The following is a 15,815-nucleotide window of genomic DNA, read 5'->3' as shown; positions in this document are numbered from 1 at the left end:
TAAAAAAAAAAAAAAAAATAGAAAATGGTGCATTTTTGTATGCATGCAAAAATTTCACTTTATGACAAACACTACGAAAAGATACTAAATTCCGACAAAACTTAGCAAATTTATAAAGTTTTCTTTACATTATGATTACAACAATAGACACCCTTCTTCTTCTTATGATATATACATTCATAGGGAAAGGAGCAAGACAACAATGAAAAAGAAATTTGCAGCGTTTAGTGTTTTAGCAGCTGGAACGATTTTCGTTTCCCCGTCACTGTCACCCGTATACGCTGAAACGAATGAAAATAAATTATCTAATATTCAATCTGAATTAGAAGGCAAACAAACTGACTTACAAAATAAATCAGCTGAGAAAGAACAAATAGAAAAAGAAATCCAGGAATTACAAAAGAAAATCGACGAATTAACTACTTCTATTAATAAAAACGAAGCTGAATTAAACGATACAAAAAAAGAAATTAGCAACACACAGCAAGTTATTACTGAAAAGAAGAAACATATAGAGCAATTACAAACGAACATAGATACACGGCAGGAAGTTATTAAACAACGACTACAATCTATGCAAGAAAAGCCTCGTACGAGTATCATTACAGAAGTAATAACAAGTTCTGCAAATATTGCCGATCTTGTTGATAATATGTACTCTGTAAGTTTAATTTTAAATAATGATACCGATATTGTGAAAAAGCAAACAAGTGATCAAAATGCTGTGACGACAGAAAAAGAGGCTGTTGAGAAAAAAGAGCAACAACTGAAAGAATCTGAACAAAAATTAGAACAAAAACAACAAGAGTTACAAAGTAATCAACAACAGCAACAAACTCTTATTAAAGATCTACATACGAAAGTATCAAAAGTAGATTCCGAGATTGAAGGATTAGAAGAGTCACAAGGTATTTTAGAAAACCAGCGTCAAGCTGTTCAAAAAGCAATTGAAGAAGAAAAACGTGCAGAAGAAGCTCGGAAAGCTGAAGAGGCACGCAAGGCTGAGGAAGCAAAAAAACAAGCCGCCGCCTCTGCTAAAGAAAGCACACAATCCGCACCAACACCGCAAGATACGAACAAAGGTGGATTTATTAAGCCAGCCGCTGGATCAAAAACTTCTGGATTCGGCGCACGTTCTTTAGATAACCATAAAGGAATCGATATCGCAGCTTCGGGAACAGTTCCAATTATTGCCGCTGCAGATGGCGTTGTTATCCGTTCAGAATTATCCTCTAGTTACGGAAACGTTGTTTACTTATCTCACCGTGTTAACGGAAAAACATATACGACAGTGTATGCACATATGAATAGCCGCTCTGTATCAAATGGACAAACTGTAAAACAAGGCGATCAACTTGGCTTTATGGGAAATACCGGTCAATCTTACGGACAACATTTACACTTCGAACTTCATATCGGGGAATGGAATGTTGGTAAGACAAACGCAGTTGATCCGTCTCCTTATATCGGATTATAAAAAATCTCGGTGCATACCGAGATTTTTTGTTTACACTTCACACAATATAGGCATTCCACATAAACTACAACTAAATGCCTATATTTTGCGGGGTGGTAAATATGAATACACAATTACAAGAAGAAATAGAAGAAGCTAGAGAAACATACATCGGTCGGTTATTTACATTCGGCGGCTCAGCGTTATTTTTAATTGGATCATTTATCGCAGTTGTCACAGCTTATAAAGCATATAATCGCTTATTAAATACTTCTACAACATAATAAAAAGACGGAGAAATCTCCGTCTTTTTATTATGCAAACATTTTAAATACGCCTACCGCATTTAAAAATACGATAATTACAGTTACCGGAATAACATAACGAAGTAAGAAGAACCAAATGTTAAATAATGTTTTCCCTTTCGTTTCCGTAACTTCTAATTCTTTCATTAATAACTCTTTACTCATTTTATTTGGTACGAATAGCGAAATGGCTAGTACCCCTAACGGCAGTAACACATTACTTACCGAAAAATCGACGAAATCAAAGAATGTCTTACCAAATATTTTCACATCACTCATAATTCCAAACGATAACGCTGATGGAATTCCAACTGCAAAAATAAGAATACCAATTAATAACGAAGCTGACGGACGCTTCTTCTCATTATCTTTCGCAACAGATGCTACTACAATTTCAAGCATTGAAATCGCAGATGTTAAAGTCGCAAAGAAGAATAAAACTAAAAACATAATGAAGAAAAATTGTCCAAATGGAATTTTCGCAAAGACAGCAGGAAGAACGATAAACAGTAGCCCTGGTCCTTCTGTCGGTTTAACTCCTAATGCGAAAATCGCTGGAAAAATCGCTAATCCTGCAAGTACTGTAACAAATACAGTTAAACTTACAATAGATGTTGCTGATTTAGCTAAATGCTCTTCTTTCTTTAAATACGAACTATACGTTACCATTACCGAGGCACCTACCGTTAGTGAGAAGAAAGATTGTCCCATCGCATATAAAATCGTATCTGCTGTAAGCTTTGAAAAATCTGGTTTTAAGAAGAACTCTACCCCAGCCATAGCACCATCAAGTGTTAACGCACGAATAATGATAGCAATAAATAAAATGAATAATAGCGGCATCATGTACTTACTTGCCTTTTCTATGCCTTTTTCCACACCTTTACTAACAACAAAAATGGTACAAAGCATAAAGATGAATTGCGCCCCAATCGCACTTACTGGATTTGCAATTGTTTCAGCAAACAATTGCCCATAATCGACTACTCCGTTCCAGAAACTACCTGTGACACTATAGTATAAATAAAGTAAAATCCATCCACCTACAACACTATAAAAAGATAGTACGCTAAAACAAGTAACAACCCCCATACGACCAATCCAAGAATATAACTTGCTATTTGGTACTAATACTTTATAAGCTGTAACTGCCTCTTTTTGAGTACTACGGCCAATAACAAATTCAGCTACAAGAAGAGGCATACCAATAAATATAGTTAATAGTAAGAATACAAGAAAGAATGCGCCTCCCCCGCCATTACCTGCAACATATGGAAACTTCCATATTGCCCCAAGACCTACTGCGGCTCCCGCTGCTGCGAGTACAAAGCCTATTTTCGACGTCCATTGCTGTGTTTCTTTCATTATAATTTCTCCTTTTCTGAATATTATAACTTTTATCAATTATACACTTTCATTTCATACTCGCACACCTCCTTTAGAAAATAAAAAAGTCCCCTACACGCAAATATGCATGTAGAGGACGATATATGTAATAGAATACCGTGGTACCACCTCAATTGGATCAATAAATCCCACTTGTTCAGGTACAGGAAAATTCCGATACCCTATCCTTTTAACGGCGGAACCCGGGTTGCCTACTGCAATGTTCAGCATACCTCTCGCAAGCCCATTCTGTATATTTTATCGTACCGGGCTCACACCTTACCCCAGCTCTCTGAACGCATCAAATATACGTACTCTTCTTGCTCATCGATTTCATCTTTTGAAGTTACTTGTGATTATAAATTATATTTTTATATTTGTAAAGCACAATTCACTCACTATCCTATATAAATTCCCCTCTCAAATTCTTGTAAAAAAAGCTCTCTTTTTTGTTCATCTTGAACATATATCGACTTTAATACTTCTTGCAACAATATATTTTTTTGCCTTTTCTCTACTTGTAATTCTTTCACTTTTATTCTAACTTCATATAAAAAATCAAGATACGATTCATACTTCTCATCATATTTATTTGCGATATCATCACGAATTTTTTTTGCAAGTTTCGGACTTGCCCCTCCAGTAGAAACAGCTACATTAAGTAGTCCACGATGAATTGCCGCCGGAAAATGAACATTTCCACTTTCCGGATTCGTAATAACATTTACCAATTGATTTACCGAGGCATCTTCAGCAATTTGTTCATTTAGTACCGAATTGCTAGTCGCTGCAACTACTAAAAAAGCATCTTTAATATCACTTTTCTCATACTCTCTTTGATACCAACGAATTTGCTTTTCTTCTACAAGTTTCACTAAATTTGCATCTAATTCTGTACTTACCACAACAATATCCGCACCTTGTTTTAGTAAAGGAATAATTTTAAACCCTGCTACTTTCCCTCCACCAATGACAACAACACGTTTCTTATCAACTCGCACTGTAAGTGGATACATATTGATCTCCCTTCAATATTTCCTCTGTTTTCTGAATTAACATCTCTCGAAACGCTACATTCTTTCCTAAATATGGACTTATTTTTATCTCTTCCGACTCATATTGACGCACTTCTTTCTCAACATGTTTCATGAGTAAGCCTGTAAATAATAAGTAAGGTAACACAACAATGTTCCGTTCTTTTTGTTCTACAATTTCTTTCAACTTCTCATCAAACTTCGGCTCTGCAGCTGCTAAATAACAAACTTCCACCTCTTTAATGTTCTCTTCTTTTTGAAATAAAGAAGAAATCCAATTTATGTCTTGTAAAGTTTCCGGATCACTACTCCCTCTTGCAACAAGCAAAAGTGTTACTTCTTCTTCATAGTCTTGAATGCCACTTCCGTTATATACCGCTTTTACAAGCACTTCTGATACACCAAATGGATTACCATACACTATTTTGATATCCGGATATTCCTCGTTTAACTTTCGTAATTCAAGCGGAATATCTTTCTTTACATGTCCTGCCGCTAATAAAAAAACAGGAATAGCGACAATCTCTGTAGCACCACGCTTCACACATGTACGAAATCCTTCTTCAATAGAAGGACTCGCTAGCTCTAAAAAACAAATTTCTTGAATATTTGCCTCTACACGGTTCATACATGACGTAATAAATACAACGGCTTCTTCTTTTGCTGCTTTCAAACGGCTCCCATGACATATATATAATACAGCCTTCATTTTACAATACTCCGCTTACTGGATATGCATTTTCCGCTTGTTTCTCAAACCAATGTATCTTTTCTCTAAAACGGACAACTTCTCCAATAACAATCATACTCGGATTTTGAATTTGTTCTTTTTTAGCAACATCTACAATTGTTCCTAATGTCGCTGTAACAGTACGCTGCATAGATGTCGTTCCCCACTCAATAATAGCGGCAGGTGTGCTTTGATCTTTTCCATGTTTTATTAGTTGTTCACATATGTAAGGTAAATTACTAACCCCCATATAGACCGCTAATGTATCTACACCTTTCGCTAAACTTTCCCACTTCACTTCCTCTTCAGCCCCTTCTTTCCGGTGCCCTGTCACAACAGCAAAACTTGCACTTGCATCGCGGTGCGTTACTGGAATTCCAGCGTAAGCAGGAGCAGCTATACCTGCTGAAATACCAGGAATAATTTCAAATGGGATACTTTGCTTTGCTAACGCTTCAGCTTCTTCTCCACCTCTTCCAAATACAAATGGATCTCCGCCCTTAAGCCTCGTTACAACTTTTCCTTTTTTCGCATATTTAATAAGAAATGTGTTAATTGTCTCTTGCTTCATCGTGTGATAATTTGGGAGTTTCCCGCAATAAATTAAATCTGCTTCAGGCTTTGCATAAGAAAGCAATTCTTTATTTACGAGACGATCGTACAAAATAACATCAGCCTTCTCGATGCATCTCAACCCTTTAACAGTAATTAAATCCGGATCACCAGGACCCGCCCCAACGATATAAACCTTCCCCATCATCTCTCCTCATTTCTACTATAAAATGAAACTTCCACTCTTCATCACGAATGGAAGTTACTATTATTTCGTATTACACTTCTCCTTACTCATGAATAACAAATGCTGCCCCTTTTCGAATCTTCTTTTTTTCAAACAAAGAAATCTCCTTCACTTCTGGTAGCGGTAAAAAGTATTTTTCAAGTTCTATCTCGGCAAGCTTAAATGCTTGTTCTTCACTTTGAGCAACAACGACTATTGGAACAACACTATTCGCTATTACAGCTTCAAATCGATATAAATCCATATTGTCCCTCCTAAGACGCTATTACTTCTTCTAATACACGATTTAGTACAATTTGTAATTCTTCCACTCCAACACGCCCTACGAAATCATAAAACGTTTCGGCTAGTAATTTATTCTTTTGGAAATAACTTAAAAAGGACACGAGAACATCCGGCAAATCTTCTCCATCTATTTTCCCTTTTAATTTTTCGTTATATGCTCCTCCGTCTAATAGCGTTCCGCCCACATATATTTCAAACGCCTCAACGATTCCCTTTTCCTTCGTTTTCAGTTTTATCCCTTGCAAACCAATATCAGCAATTTGACGTTGACCACAGGAATTCGGGCATCCTACCATATGAATTCGAACTGGAACATCGAGTGCAATTTGTGTATCTAAGTACTCTGCGATTTTGCGTAATCTTTCTTTCGTTTCTACTAACGCAAGATTGCAATACTCAATACCAGTACATGAAACCGCATGACCAATAAATGATTTCGGATTTGCAGAAATTGCTTCAAACAAAGGTTCACTTAATAATCCTGCAACATTTTCTGGCGGAACATTCGGAATAATGAAGTTTTGTGAGTTGCAAGTACGAATTTGCCCGTTTCCATATTGCTTTGCAATTCTAGCAATCTCAAACATTTCCTCTGCATGTAAACGTCCTACTGGTACATTAAAGCCGACATACTTTAATCCTTCTTGTTTTTGATCTTGAACACCATAAAAGTATCCTGCATTCCAGCCTTTGAGAGCACTTTCCCCTTTACTTTGCAATAAGCCTGTGTATTCTACTAATTTCTCTTTAAATTTCTCAGCGCCCCAGTCAGCGACAAGAAATTTCAAGCGTGCTAAGTGGCGTTTTTCACGATATCCAAAATCACGGAATATAGTAGCAATTGCAATCGATACTGCCTTCACTTCTTCTGGTAAAACGAATACATCTAATTCTTCCGCTAAGTACGGACGAGCTGATAAGCCTCCGCCTACTTTTATGTGAAAACCAACTTTTTTCTCACCATCTATTTCTTTCGTAGCAGGTGTAAATGCCACACAGTTAATCTCTGCATTTGCTGAATTATAAATGTTAGAACTAATAGACATTTTAAATTTACGTGGTAGATTAGAAAACTCTTCATTATGTTGGAAGTACTCGTATATTCCTTTAACAATCGATGTTGTATCAAATAGTTCATTCGCATCAATTCCAGCAAGTGGATTACCTGTAATATTACGCGTAATATCACCGCATGCCCCCGCTGAAGATAAACCAACTCTCGCTAACCTTTTAAAAATATCCGGAATTTGCCCAATTTCTAACCAATGAAACTGAATCGCCTGTCTTGTCGTAATATCTAACACATCACGCCCATAATCTTCAGCGATGGAAGCTAGCACCTCTGCCTGCGCATTTGTAATAATCCCAGAAGGAATATTGACACGCATCATAAAATAGCCCGCTTCTTTCGGTCGTTGCAAATACAATCCCGCCCATTTAAAGGCGTCCCACTCTTCTTTCGGAATAGATTCAAATCCATTCTCCGCATAGTAAGGAATATCATTAAAGATTTCTAATCCGTCTTTCTCTAATTTCTTTTTCTCTGTTTGATTTAATTTTTCAGTATTAGCCCACACTTTTTCATAACTCATCTTTTATCCCCCCTATATGAAACTACGCTCTTGTAAGTACTTCACAATTTGTTCTGCACATTCTTCAATAGAATACTTGTGCGTTTCTACAATTAATTCTTCTCGTTCTGGTTCCTCATACGGTGAATCAATGCCCGTAAACTGCTTAATATCACCTTGTCTCGCTTTTTTATAAAGTCCTTTCGGATCACGTTTCTCACATTCTTCAATCGGACACTTCACAAAGACTTCAATAAATTCATTTGCTGCCAAAAGGTCTCTAACTTGTTTACGATCTATTCGATATGGTGAAATAAACGCTGTAAGGACAACTGTTCCTTCATCTACAAACAACTTCGCCACTTCACCAATACGCCTTATATTTTCCATACGTTCACTTTCAGAAAAACCTAAATCCTTATTTAAACCGTGACGAATGTTATCCCCATCTAATACATAGTTTCCGATATTGTTTTCAAATAGTTTCCGAGCCACCGCATTTGCTACTGTTGATTTACCCGAAGCTGATAAGCCTGTAAACCAAATTACAAAACTATGATGACCATTCTTCACTCTTCTCTCTTCCTTTGAAACAGACGCTGTATGCCAAGTAATATTTGTATCCATCTCGTTCTCTCCCTATTCTGTTACTGCTTCTTTCTTCAAACCCTTAATTAACACTTCCACTACTTCTTTACGGCTAAATGCACTTGGTGGAATCTCTCCATTTCGTAACATTTCTCTTACTTTCGTACCTGACAAAATAACATGGTCCGCTTTCTCGTGTGGGCACGTTTTTGTCGAAGCCATCGCCTCACATTTAACGCAATAAAAACTATGTTCAAAAAATAGCGGCGTAATTCCTAACTCTTCCACCGTAAAGTCAGTAAAGATTTCCTGCGCTTCATATGTTCCGTAATAATTTCCCACTCCAGCGTGATCCCGACCTACAATAAAATGTGTACAGCCGAAATTTTTTCTTACAAGCGCATGAAATATCGCTTCACGTGGTCCTGCATAACGCATCGCTGCGGGAAATACCCCTAAAAAAACGCGATCTTTTGGATAATAATTTTGCAGTAATACTTCATAACTTTCCATCCTTACATCAGCTGGAATATCATCTGATTTCGTTTCACCAACGAGCGGGTTTAAAAAGAGACCATCTACAATTTCAAGTGCAGATTTTTGAATATATTCATGTGCACGATGTACAGGATTGCGTGTTTGGAAACCAACTACTGTTTTCCATCCCCGTTTTTTAAATTCTTCTCTTGTTTCGATTGGATCTAAATAATAAGAAGCAAACTGATTATTTTCAGAGCGTTGTATTAGAATAATAGCTCCTCCAACGTAAACGTTCGGTCGATCGTACAATTTTTTCACACCTGGATGAGCCTCATCCGTCGTTTTATACACGAGTAACGCTTCTTTTTCTTTATCCGGTACAAAAATATCTTCTATTTGAATAACACCATATACAGTTCCATCTTTAACCAGTTTTACTTCTTCTCCAATTTTCAATCTATCCGCTTCTTCTTCTGTTACTGGTAATGCAATCGGTATACTCCAAACACTACCGTTTACTAAGCGCAGTGTTTCTACAACTGAGTCATAATCTCTCTTCCCTAAAAATCCTGTAAGTGGACTATATCCCCCTATCGCCAGAAGTTCTAAATCACTAAGCGCAATTTTGTCTAGCTCAATTTCTTTTACAATATTCGATATGTCATATGTTTCATCAATACGGTTTACTAATTTATTTGTTGCACTCATCTTTTTATATCCCCTCTTAGCTTTATTTCAAGATTTATCTTATTGAAAATGAAGTCCGCATTCTGTCTTCATTTTCCCAGCCCATCTTCCATCTCTTGAGTCGCCACCATCTCCTACAGGCAATGTACATTTTTCACACCCAATACTTGGATAGCCAACATCATGCAGCGGATTATACGGCAAACTATGTTTGTATACATATCGCCAAACTTCTTTCCAAGTCCAATGAATGAGCGGACAAATTTTAATAGACCGAAAACGATGATCTTGATTCACAAATTTTGTATGCTTACGCGTTTCTGATTGTTCCCTTCTAAGGCCTGATATCCACGCTTTTTCGGCTGCTAATGATTTTTCTAGCGGCAAAATTTTTCTGATTTTACAACAGAGATTCGGATTACTTTCCCATAATTTTTCCCCATGAAGCTTTGCCTGTTCTTCAAGTGTAAGTGCTGGCTGTTTTTCTATAATATTTAATGAAGGAAATCTCTCTCGTACCTTTTTAATTAATTCGTACGTTTCTTGAAAGTGAACATTTGTATCTAAAAATACAACTTTAGCAGATGGATTTACTTGGTTTATAAGATGCAATAAAACCATCCCTTCCACTCCAAAGCTACATGCATATACAATTTCACCTTTATATTCTTTATAAGCCCAACTTAATACTGATAGCGCGCCTTTCGTTTCATCTTCTTCTGAAAATGAAATACCATTTTCTTCCCACGTTTCATACGTCAACATGTTTTTTCCCCCTGTAAAAGCAAAAAGACGGTTTTAATCTATAAAATAGATTAAAACCGCCTCTAGTTTTTCTAGTCAGCGCTTTTTACTTTAAACGGACCTTTTCACTTTTCTCTAATTGAATCACTTTTCCATCTTGCACCACAATTGTAATTGAACCATATTTCATATCAGCAAGCATCGTTTGAATTTTTTCGGACACTTCATCAAAATGTTCCCGTACGCTCACGCAAACAGCCCCCCTTTTTATTCATAAAAAAAATCTTTCCCATTTCGAAAAGACTGTTCGGTAATATATTTTACCTTATCTTTCAAAATGGATTCCATTTTGCTGGATTTAGCACCTTGCTTTCTATAAGCAGGTTGCCGAGCTTCGTAGGGCCAGTTCCCTCAGCTTCTCTTGATAAGCTTTGTATTTGTATTTTATCATAATTCTGATTTTTTTCAATCCTAGTTTTCCGATATATTTTAATTATTTTATTTTATAAAAAAGGAATTGCCCATCTGAACAACTCCTTTTTTCATATTTAAACAAGTTCTTTAATACGTATGCGATCGTTCCCAATAATATTTTCATATGTTTCACGTTCTACAACAATTTGTGATGTTCCGCCTTTTGCAAAGACTACAGCCGGTCTACGAATACGATTATAATTGTTAGCCATCGAGTACCCATATGCCCCTGTACAAGAAATCGCTAGTAAATCAGAAGAAGCAACTTTAGGAAGATTAATATCCCAAATCAGCATATCTCCACTTTCACAACATTTCCCAGCAATCGAAACAAGTTCCTCATTTTCATCATTCCCTCGATTCGCCAACATCGCCTCATAACGCGCTCCATATAGAGCCGGCCTTAAATTATCTGTCATCCCACCATCGACTGAAACATATTTTCTTATGCCTGGAATCTCTTTCACCGCTCCGACTGTATAAATTGTTGTTCCCGCATCCCCTACAATGCTACGCCCTGGCTCAATCCATATTTCAGGAAGTGGATATTCACATAATGTAAACTGCTCTCTCACCGTACTTGTTACAGCGTGCACATACGTTTCAAGTGTTAACGGTGTATCAGACTCCGTATAACGTATACCGAAACCTCCGCCGACATTTAATACTTTCACCACATAGTTTGTTCGCTCTCTCACTTCTTCTAAAAATTGACGTAGTACTTCAATTGCTCGAACAAAACCAGCCGTTTCGAATATTTGTGATCCGATGTGCGAGTGAATTCCTAGCACATTATAATTTGATTTTTGCAAAGCTAGCTCAATTGCTTGCATCGCTTGACCATTTGAAACACCAAATCCAAACTTCGAATCCTCTTGACCTGTTGTTATATATTCGTGTGTATGTGCCTCTACTCCAGGCGTTACACGGATTAATATGTTCACAAATTTCCCATGTTGCACTGCTAAATCATGTAAAATTTCTAATTCTAAGAAATTATCTACCACAAAACAACCAATATTTGCCTGAAGAGCCATAATCATTTCTTCTTCTGTTTTATTATTTCCGTGAAAATGAATGCGCGACGCCGGAAATCCTGCTTGGAGTGCAGTATATAATTCTCCTCCAGAGACAACGTCTAAAGACATATTTTCTTCACGAGCTACTCGGCACATCTCCATGCACAAGAACGCCTTGCTAGCATATGCTACTTGATAAGAGAAACCACTTTCTTTAAAAGCACGATGAAACGCACGACATTTTCCTCGAATAGACTCTTCATCGTATACATAAAGTGGTGTTCCGTATTGTTTTGCTAGTTGCGTCGTATCGCACCCTCCAATTTCTAAGTGTCCTTGCCCATTGATTCGGCTTGTGCCGTGTAAATACATTTGAATTCCTCCCTTATTTCCTCTAAAACTCATAACCCCAATCTTCTATTCATTGCAGCACGTTTTTAGATAGACAAAAAACGCGCGGAACAATGTTCACACGCGTTTCTTATTAGGAAAAATATATATTGAAAAAATAAACAAGTTGTTATCTTCTCAAAATAAGAAACCGCATCAACATCTCCAAATAGCTCTCCATAAAATAAATATTATGACAGTACTACATTTATTCAATGCAGTCCCAATATATGAATAACGTGGTCATTCTTATATTTCGGCAATAGTCCCTTTCAACCTATGATCACAGATTCCACTAAATCTCCCATAGCTTACTCTTTCCTATCGCGGCCTCTACCTTTGAGAGTAGATGAGGTAAGTCTATTTAATTTTCAAACATCTAATTGTTGCTATTAACAATACCAAAGGACCATTTTATTTGTCAAACAATTTTTTATATTGTTTTTTTACAGTTTAATTTCGTATCATTTGGTAAGCGCTTTATAGAAATTTTTGTAACAGTCCATTCTCCTTCTTCATTGTTAAATGTCATACTTATCTTCTCAAACGGCGGAAGTACTTTTCCACCTATTCCTGATTCATATTTCGTTATTTCAATTACTGCTTGAAATAAATATGTACCGCTATAAAGTTTTTTTAGACTAATAATTTTGGGACAATCAAACGGTTTTAATTTTCCATATTGTTTCTCAATCGCTTCATTCATTTTTGGAAATAACACAGAATAAAGAGCATCTTCCATGAGCGGTGCATCATATTGTGCTACTGATACACTCGGTGAAACAAAAAGCATAAAACTAATGCATACTATAAAATATAATAATTTCCGCATCATAACCTCCGTATCATTACGCGATACTTTCCATGTTTAACGAATGATAATAATCATACATAGAAATTCCATTTTATTGTCTCCCACTTCGCTTTTTCTACTCAATTGTTGCAAAAAAAGCCCACAACTCTCCTTTATTTTCGTATAATGATACTCATAGTATAATAATCATAATAATAAAGGACTGTTCGTATATATATAGTGAGACGATTTTCAAACAAACTCACAGGAACTGTCATGCTTTTAAGAGAGGAGTATATTATGCTACAACATCTGTTTCCAAAATTACGATTTGCACTCGTTGCAGTCGTTTTATTATGGATTAAAACATATATTGTGTACAAGCTAGCATTTGATATTAAAATTGATAATTTCTTTGAAGAATTTATGCTTTTTATTAATCCACTAGCTTCATTACTTTTATTTTTCGGTTTAGCTTTACTTGCATCTAAGTACCGAAACCGACTTATTATTGGAATTAGTTTTATACTGTCATTTATTTTATTTGGAAACGCAATGTTTTACGGGTTCTATAACGATTTTGTTACTTTCCCTGTTTTATTCCAAACAAATAATATGGCCGACTTAGGAACAAGCATTAAGGAGCTCTTTACGTACAAGACATTACTTTTATTTGCAGATGCACTTATTTTAATGTTTATTTCACGTAAATTCCCATCATTTTGTGACAGAACGCCACTTTCTCGTTCTGAGAAACGGACTTTCTTTAGTGGTGTAACAGCGCTATTGGCACTGCAAATTGCTGTTTCAGTTATTTATAAACCACAAATGTTCTCACGCTCATTTGATCGTCAAACTGTCGTGAAAAATTTAGGTTTATACACATATCATCTATTCGATATTACACTTCAATCTAAATCTTCGGCTGAACGTGTATTTGCAAGTGGCGACGGATTCTCCGAAATTAAAAATTATACTGACGCAAAAGATAAGCAAGTTGATAAAAACTTATTCGGAGCTGCAAAAGGTAAAAATGTAATTTTAATTTCAATGGAGTCTACACAAAGTTTTGTTATTAATAAAAAAATAAATGGAAAAGAGATTACTCCATTTTTAAATCAGTTTATAAAAGATAGTTTTTACTTCGATAACTTCTATCATCAAACAGGACAAGGTAAAACTTCCGATGCTGAATTTATCGTTGAAAACTCACTTTATCCGTTAGACCGTGGTTCTGTATTCTTTACTCATGCAACAAATGAATATACTGCCACACCCGAACAGTTAAAGAAATACGGATATTCTTCCGCTGTCTTCCATTCAAACGATAAAACATTTTGGAATCGTGATGTAATGTATCCTGCACTTGGATATGATCGTTATTTTAATTTAAACGATTACGTAGGCACTGAACAAATGTCTGTCGGTTGGGGATTAAAAGATAAAGAGTTCTTTGAACAATCTATTCCAAAGTTAAAATCTTTACCGCAACCGTTCTATACGAAATTTATTACTTTAACAAATCATTTTCCGTTTCTCTTAAGTCCAGAAGATCAATATGTTGATGAGTTTAATTCGGAAAGCGGTGTTCTAAACCGCTATTTCCCAACGGTTCGCTACACGGATGAAGCTCTCAAATTATTCATTAACCAATTAAAAGAAGAAGGACTATACGACAATTCTGTTATTGTCATTTATGGGGATCACTACGGCATTTCCGAAAACCATAATGCAGCTATGGCTCAGTTCCTTGGGAAAGACGCTATTACACCATTTGATTCTATGCAATTACAGCGCGTCCCCCTCATTATTCATGTACCGGGTCAAGAAGGAAAAGTTATCTCTAAAGTATCAGGACAAATTGATATTAAACCAACGCTGCTTCATTTACTTGGTATTAAAACGAATCAATCAGTTGAATTCGGAACTGACTTATTTATAAAAGAAAAAGATCCACTTATGGTAATGCGCGATGGTAGTTTTGTAACAGAGGATTATGTGTATACAAAAAATATGTGCTACAAAAAAAGCTCAGGTGAAGAGGCAGATTTAGCACTATGTCAGCCGTATATTGAAAAAGCAAAAACAGATTTAAAACTCTCTGACAAACTGATTTATGGAGATTTATTACGATTCGATCCTAACAATCGATTTAAAACTGGAACGATGACAACGAAATTTGAATAATGTAGGAAGCAACTTTGTGAAAAGTTGCTTCTTTTTTACTTACACTTCAAATCTTTCACAAATTGGGAATTTCTTTCGTATGAGAAAGAAATTTATGGTATGATAAAATAAGTAAACTTTCGTACACTAATTAAGAATTTATAACAGAAAGCAAGGGATCAGATTTTGTATAGAGCAGCTATTCCAAACTTATTTACGCTCGGAAATTTATATAGCGGATTCTTGTCAATCGGCTATGCATCTTTAGGATATTATAAATCAGCTGCTATTTTAGTACTTATCGGGATGATGTTAGATAGTCTTGATGGTCGTGTTGCTCGTTTATTACGCGTTGATTCACAAATGGGAAAAGAGCTTGATTCACTCGCAGATGTTGTAACATTTGGTGCAGCACCTGCTGTTTTAATGTATTACACATCTTTTTCCAACTACGGAATCATTGGACTATACATAGCGGGATTATTCCCACTGTTCGGAGCATATCGCTTAGCACGATTTAATGTAACACCATCTTCTACTTCCATGAAATATTTCACTGGAGTTCCGATTACTGCAGCTGGAGGGCTTGTCGCTTTCCTAACATTATTTTCAAATACCATTCCAAAAATCGTTCTTATTACAGTATTTGTAACGTTCGCATTTTTAATGGTGAGCCGAATTCGCATCCCAAGTTTAAAAGATGTACCAATTCCACGATATAGCATAATTATTACACTATTTTTAGTTGGAAGTATTATCACAATGTACCAAACAGGTTTTGGTAATTTTTCTGTTTTCTTATTCATTGCCATTCCACTATATATTTTGTATATGCTATCTCAATTCCTTAGACAAAGACCTTCTAAAAAAGCAAATAAAGAAAAATAAAAGAAACCTTCCGAAATTGG

At 36.0% G+C, this 15,815-nt stretch carries 16 protein-coding genes, 2 riboswitches and 1 other annotated feature; of the genes, 4 read left to right on the top strand and 12 right to left on the bottom strand.

Annotated elements, in window-relative coordinates; all coding sequences use genetic code 11:
• Window positions 1–202 precede the first annotated feature (202 nt).
• Window positions 203–1,477 carry a murein hydrolase activator EnvC family protein gene (locus V7038_RS14770; RefSeq protein ID WP_002202650.1) on the top strand — a complete coding sequence of 425 codons (1,275 nt, stop codon included), beginning with the start codon at window positions 203–205 and terminating at the stop codon, window positions 1,475–1,477.
• A gap of 101 nt (window positions 1,478–1,578) precedes the next feature.
• Window positions 1,579–1,740, top strand: coding sequence for a hypothetical protein (locus tag V7038_RS14765; protein ID WP_002158647.1), 162 nt, complete (start codon window positions 1,579–1,581; stop codon window positions 1,738–1,740).
• Window positions 1,741–1,770: 30 nt separating this feature from the next.
• On the opposite strand, the gene V7038_RS14760 is transcribed toward V7038_RS14765, so the two are convergent.
• From V7038_RS14760 to V7038_RS14705, 12 genes are all read right to left on the bottom strand, one after another.
• Window positions 1,771–3,126 carry a sodium-dependent transporter gene (locus tag V7038_RS14760; protein ID WP_335470659.1) on the bottom strand — a complete coding sequence of 452 codons (1,356 nt, stop codon included), beginning with the start codon at window positions 3,124–3,126 and terminating at the stop codon, window positions 1,771–1,773.
• Window positions 3,127–3,237: 111 nt separating this feature from the next.
• Window positions 3,238–3,484, bottom strand: a binding site (T-box leader).
• Window positions 3,485–3,545: 61 nt separating this feature from the next.
• A complete protein-coding gene (locus V7038_RS14755) occupies window positions 3,546–4,163 on the bottom strand; it encodes an NAD(P)-binding protein (RefSeq protein ID WP_002201187.1) in 618 nt (205 codons plus the stop codon).
• Complete coding sequence (locus tag V7038_RS14750) at window positions 4,138–4,890, bottom strand: sirohydrochlorin chelatase (protein ID WP_070138998.1); 753 nt, start codon at window positions 4,888–4,890, stop codon at window positions 4,138–4,140. Before V7038_RS14750 ends, V7038_RS14755 begins: the two co-directional genes overlap by 26 nt.
• A 1-nt stretch (window position 4,891) precedes the next feature.
• A complete protein-coding gene (gene cobA / locus V7038_RS14745; RefSeq protein WP_070138997.1) occupies window positions 4,892–5,668 on the bottom strand; it encodes a uroporphyrinogen-III C-methyltransferase in 777 nt (258 codons plus the stop codon).
• Window positions 5,669–5,753: 85 nt separating this feature from the next.
• Window positions 5,754–5,954: a DUF3906 family protein gene (locus V7038_RS14740; RefSeq protein ID WP_002201189.1), complete on the bottom strand. Its 201-nt coding sequence runs from the start codon at window positions 5,952–5,954 to the stop codon at window positions 5,754–5,756.
• A 10-nt stretch (window positions 5,955–5,964) separates the two neighbouring features.
• Window positions 5,965–7,587, bottom strand: a complete 1,623-nt coding sequence (locus V7038_RS14735) for a nitrite/sulfite reductase (RefSeq protein WP_071151099.1) — start codon at window positions 7,585–7,587, stop codon at window positions 5,965–5,967.
• Window positions 7,588–7,599: 12 nt separating this feature from the next.
• Window positions 7,600–8,193: an adenylyl-sulfate kinase gene (gene cysC / locus V7038_RS14730; protein WP_002202654.1), complete on the bottom strand. Its 594-nt coding sequence runs from the start codon at window positions 8,191–8,193 to the stop codon at window positions 7,600–7,602.
• A gap of 12 nt (window positions 8,194–8,205) precedes the next feature.
• The gene (gene sat / locus V7038_RS14725) at window positions 8,206–9,342 is read right to left on the bottom strand and encodes a sulfate adenylyltransferase (protein WP_335470656.1); all 1,137 of its coding nucleotides are present in this window, start codon (window positions 9,340–9,342) and stop codon (window positions 8,206–8,208) included.
• Between the two features lie 39 nt (window positions 9,343–9,381).
• Window positions 9,382–10,086 (bottom strand): phosphoadenylyl-sulfate reductase, encoded by a 705-nt coding sequence (locus V7038_RS14720; protein WP_002158656.1) that lies wholly within the window; start codon window positions 10,084–10,086, stop codon window positions 9,382–9,384.
• 85 nt (window positions 10,087–10,171) lie between these two features.
• A complete protein-coding gene (locus V7038_RS14715) occupies window positions 10,172–10,315 on the bottom strand; it encodes a YezD family protein (RefSeq protein ID WP_002149491.1) in 144 nt (47 codons plus the stop codon).
• A gap of 72 nt (window positions 10,316–10,387) precedes the next feature.
• Window positions 10,388–10,496, bottom strand: a riboswitch (SAM riboswitch).
• A 117-nt stretch (window positions 10,497–10,613) separates the two neighbouring features.
• Window positions 10,614–11,930, bottom strand: coding sequence for a diaminopimelate decarboxylase (gene lysA, locus V7038_RS14710; protein WP_002158657.1), 1,317 nt, complete (start codon window positions 11,928–11,930; stop codon window positions 10,614–10,616).
• A gap of 180 nt (window positions 11,931–12,110) precedes the next feature.
• A riboswitch (Lysine riboswitch) is annotated at window positions 12,111–12,292 on the bottom strand.
• Between the two features lie 89 nt (window positions 12,293–12,381).
• Window positions 12,382–12,780 (bottom strand): DUF3888 domain-containing protein, encoded by a 399-nt coding sequence (locus V7038_RS14705; RefSeq protein WP_002158658.1) that lies wholly within the window; start codon window positions 12,778–12,780, stop codon window positions 12,382–12,384.
• A 261-nt stretch (window positions 12,781–13,041) separates the two neighbouring features.
• Here V7038_RS14705 and V7038_RS14700 point away from each other — a divergent pair, with 261 nt between their 5' ends.
• A complete protein-coding gene (locus V7038_RS14700; RefSeq protein WP_071151098.1) occupies window positions 13,042–14,928 on the top strand; it encodes an LTA synthase family protein in 1,887 nt (628 codons plus the stop codon).
• Between the two features lie 165 nt (window positions 14,929–15,093).
• A complete protein-coding gene (gene pssA, locus V7038_RS14695) occupies window positions 15,094–15,795 on the top strand; it encodes a CDP-diacylglycerol--serine O-phosphatidyltransferase (protein ID WP_002158661.1) in 702 nt (233 codons plus the stop codon).
• Window positions 15,796–15,815: the final 20 nt, after the last annotated feature.

The organism is Bacillus sp. JJ783, assembly GCF_036963225.1.
Taxonomy (GTDB): Bacteria; Bacillota; Bacilli; order Bacillales; family Bacillaceae_G; genus Bacillus_A; species Bacillus_A cereus_U.
The sequence above is the reverse complement of the archived record's forward strand: the minus strand, read 5'-3'. Positions and strand labels throughout refer to the sequence as shown.

Coding starts and splice junctions, on each gene's coding strand:
- cobA (WP_070138997.1), bottom strand. CDS start 5,668: ATGGGGAAGGTTTATATCGTTGGGGCGGGTCCTGGTGATCCGGATTTA.
- V7038_RS14755 (WP_002201187.1), bottom strand. CDS start 4,163: ATGTATCCACTTACAGTGCGAGTTGATAAGAAACGTGTTGTTGTCATT.
- lysA (WP_002158657.1), bottom strand. CDS start 11,930: ATGTATTTACACGGCACAAGCCGAATCAATGGGCAAGGACACTTAGAA.
- V7038_RS14765 (WP_002158647.1), top strand. CDS start 1,579: ATGAATACACAATTACAAGAAGAAATAGAAGAAGCTAGAGAAACATAC.
- V7038_RS14700 (WP_071151098.1), top strand. CDS start 13,042: ATGCTACAACATCTGTTTCCAAAATTACGATTTGCACTCGTTGCAGTC.
- V7038_RS14735 (WP_071151099.1), bottom strand. CDS start 7,587: ATGAGTTATGAAAAAGTGTGGGCTAATACTGAAAAATTAAATCAAACA.
- V7038_RS14760 (WP_335470659.1), bottom strand. CDS start 3,126: ATGAAAGAAACACAGCAATGGACGTCGAAAATAGGCTTTGTACTCGCA.
- V7038_RS14770 (WP_002202650.1), top strand. CDS start 203: ATGAAAAAGAAATTTGCAGCGTTTAGTGTTTTAGCAGCTGGAACGATT.
- V7038_RS14705 (WP_002158658.1), bottom strand. CDS start 12,780: ATGCGGAAATTATTATATTTTATAGTATGCATTAGTTTTATGCTTTTT.
- V7038_RS14750 (WP_070138998.1), bottom strand. CDS start 4,890: ATGAAGGCTGTATTATATATATGTCATGGGAGCCGTTTGAAAGCAGCA.
- V7038_RS14720 (WP_002158656.1), bottom strand. CDS start 10,086: ATGTTGACGTATGAAACGTGGGAAGAAAATGGTATTTCATTTTCAGAA.
- cysC (WP_002202654.1), bottom strand. CDS start 8,193: ATGGATACAAATATTACTTGGCATACAGCGTCTGTTTCAAAGGAAGAG.
- sat (WP_335470656.1), bottom strand. CDS start 9,342: ATGAGTGCAACAAATAAATTAGTAAACCGTATTGATGAAACATATGAC.
- V7038_RS14740 (WP_002201189.1), bottom strand. CDS start 5,954: ATGGATTTATATCGATTTGAAGCTGTAATAGCGAATAGTGTTGTTCCA.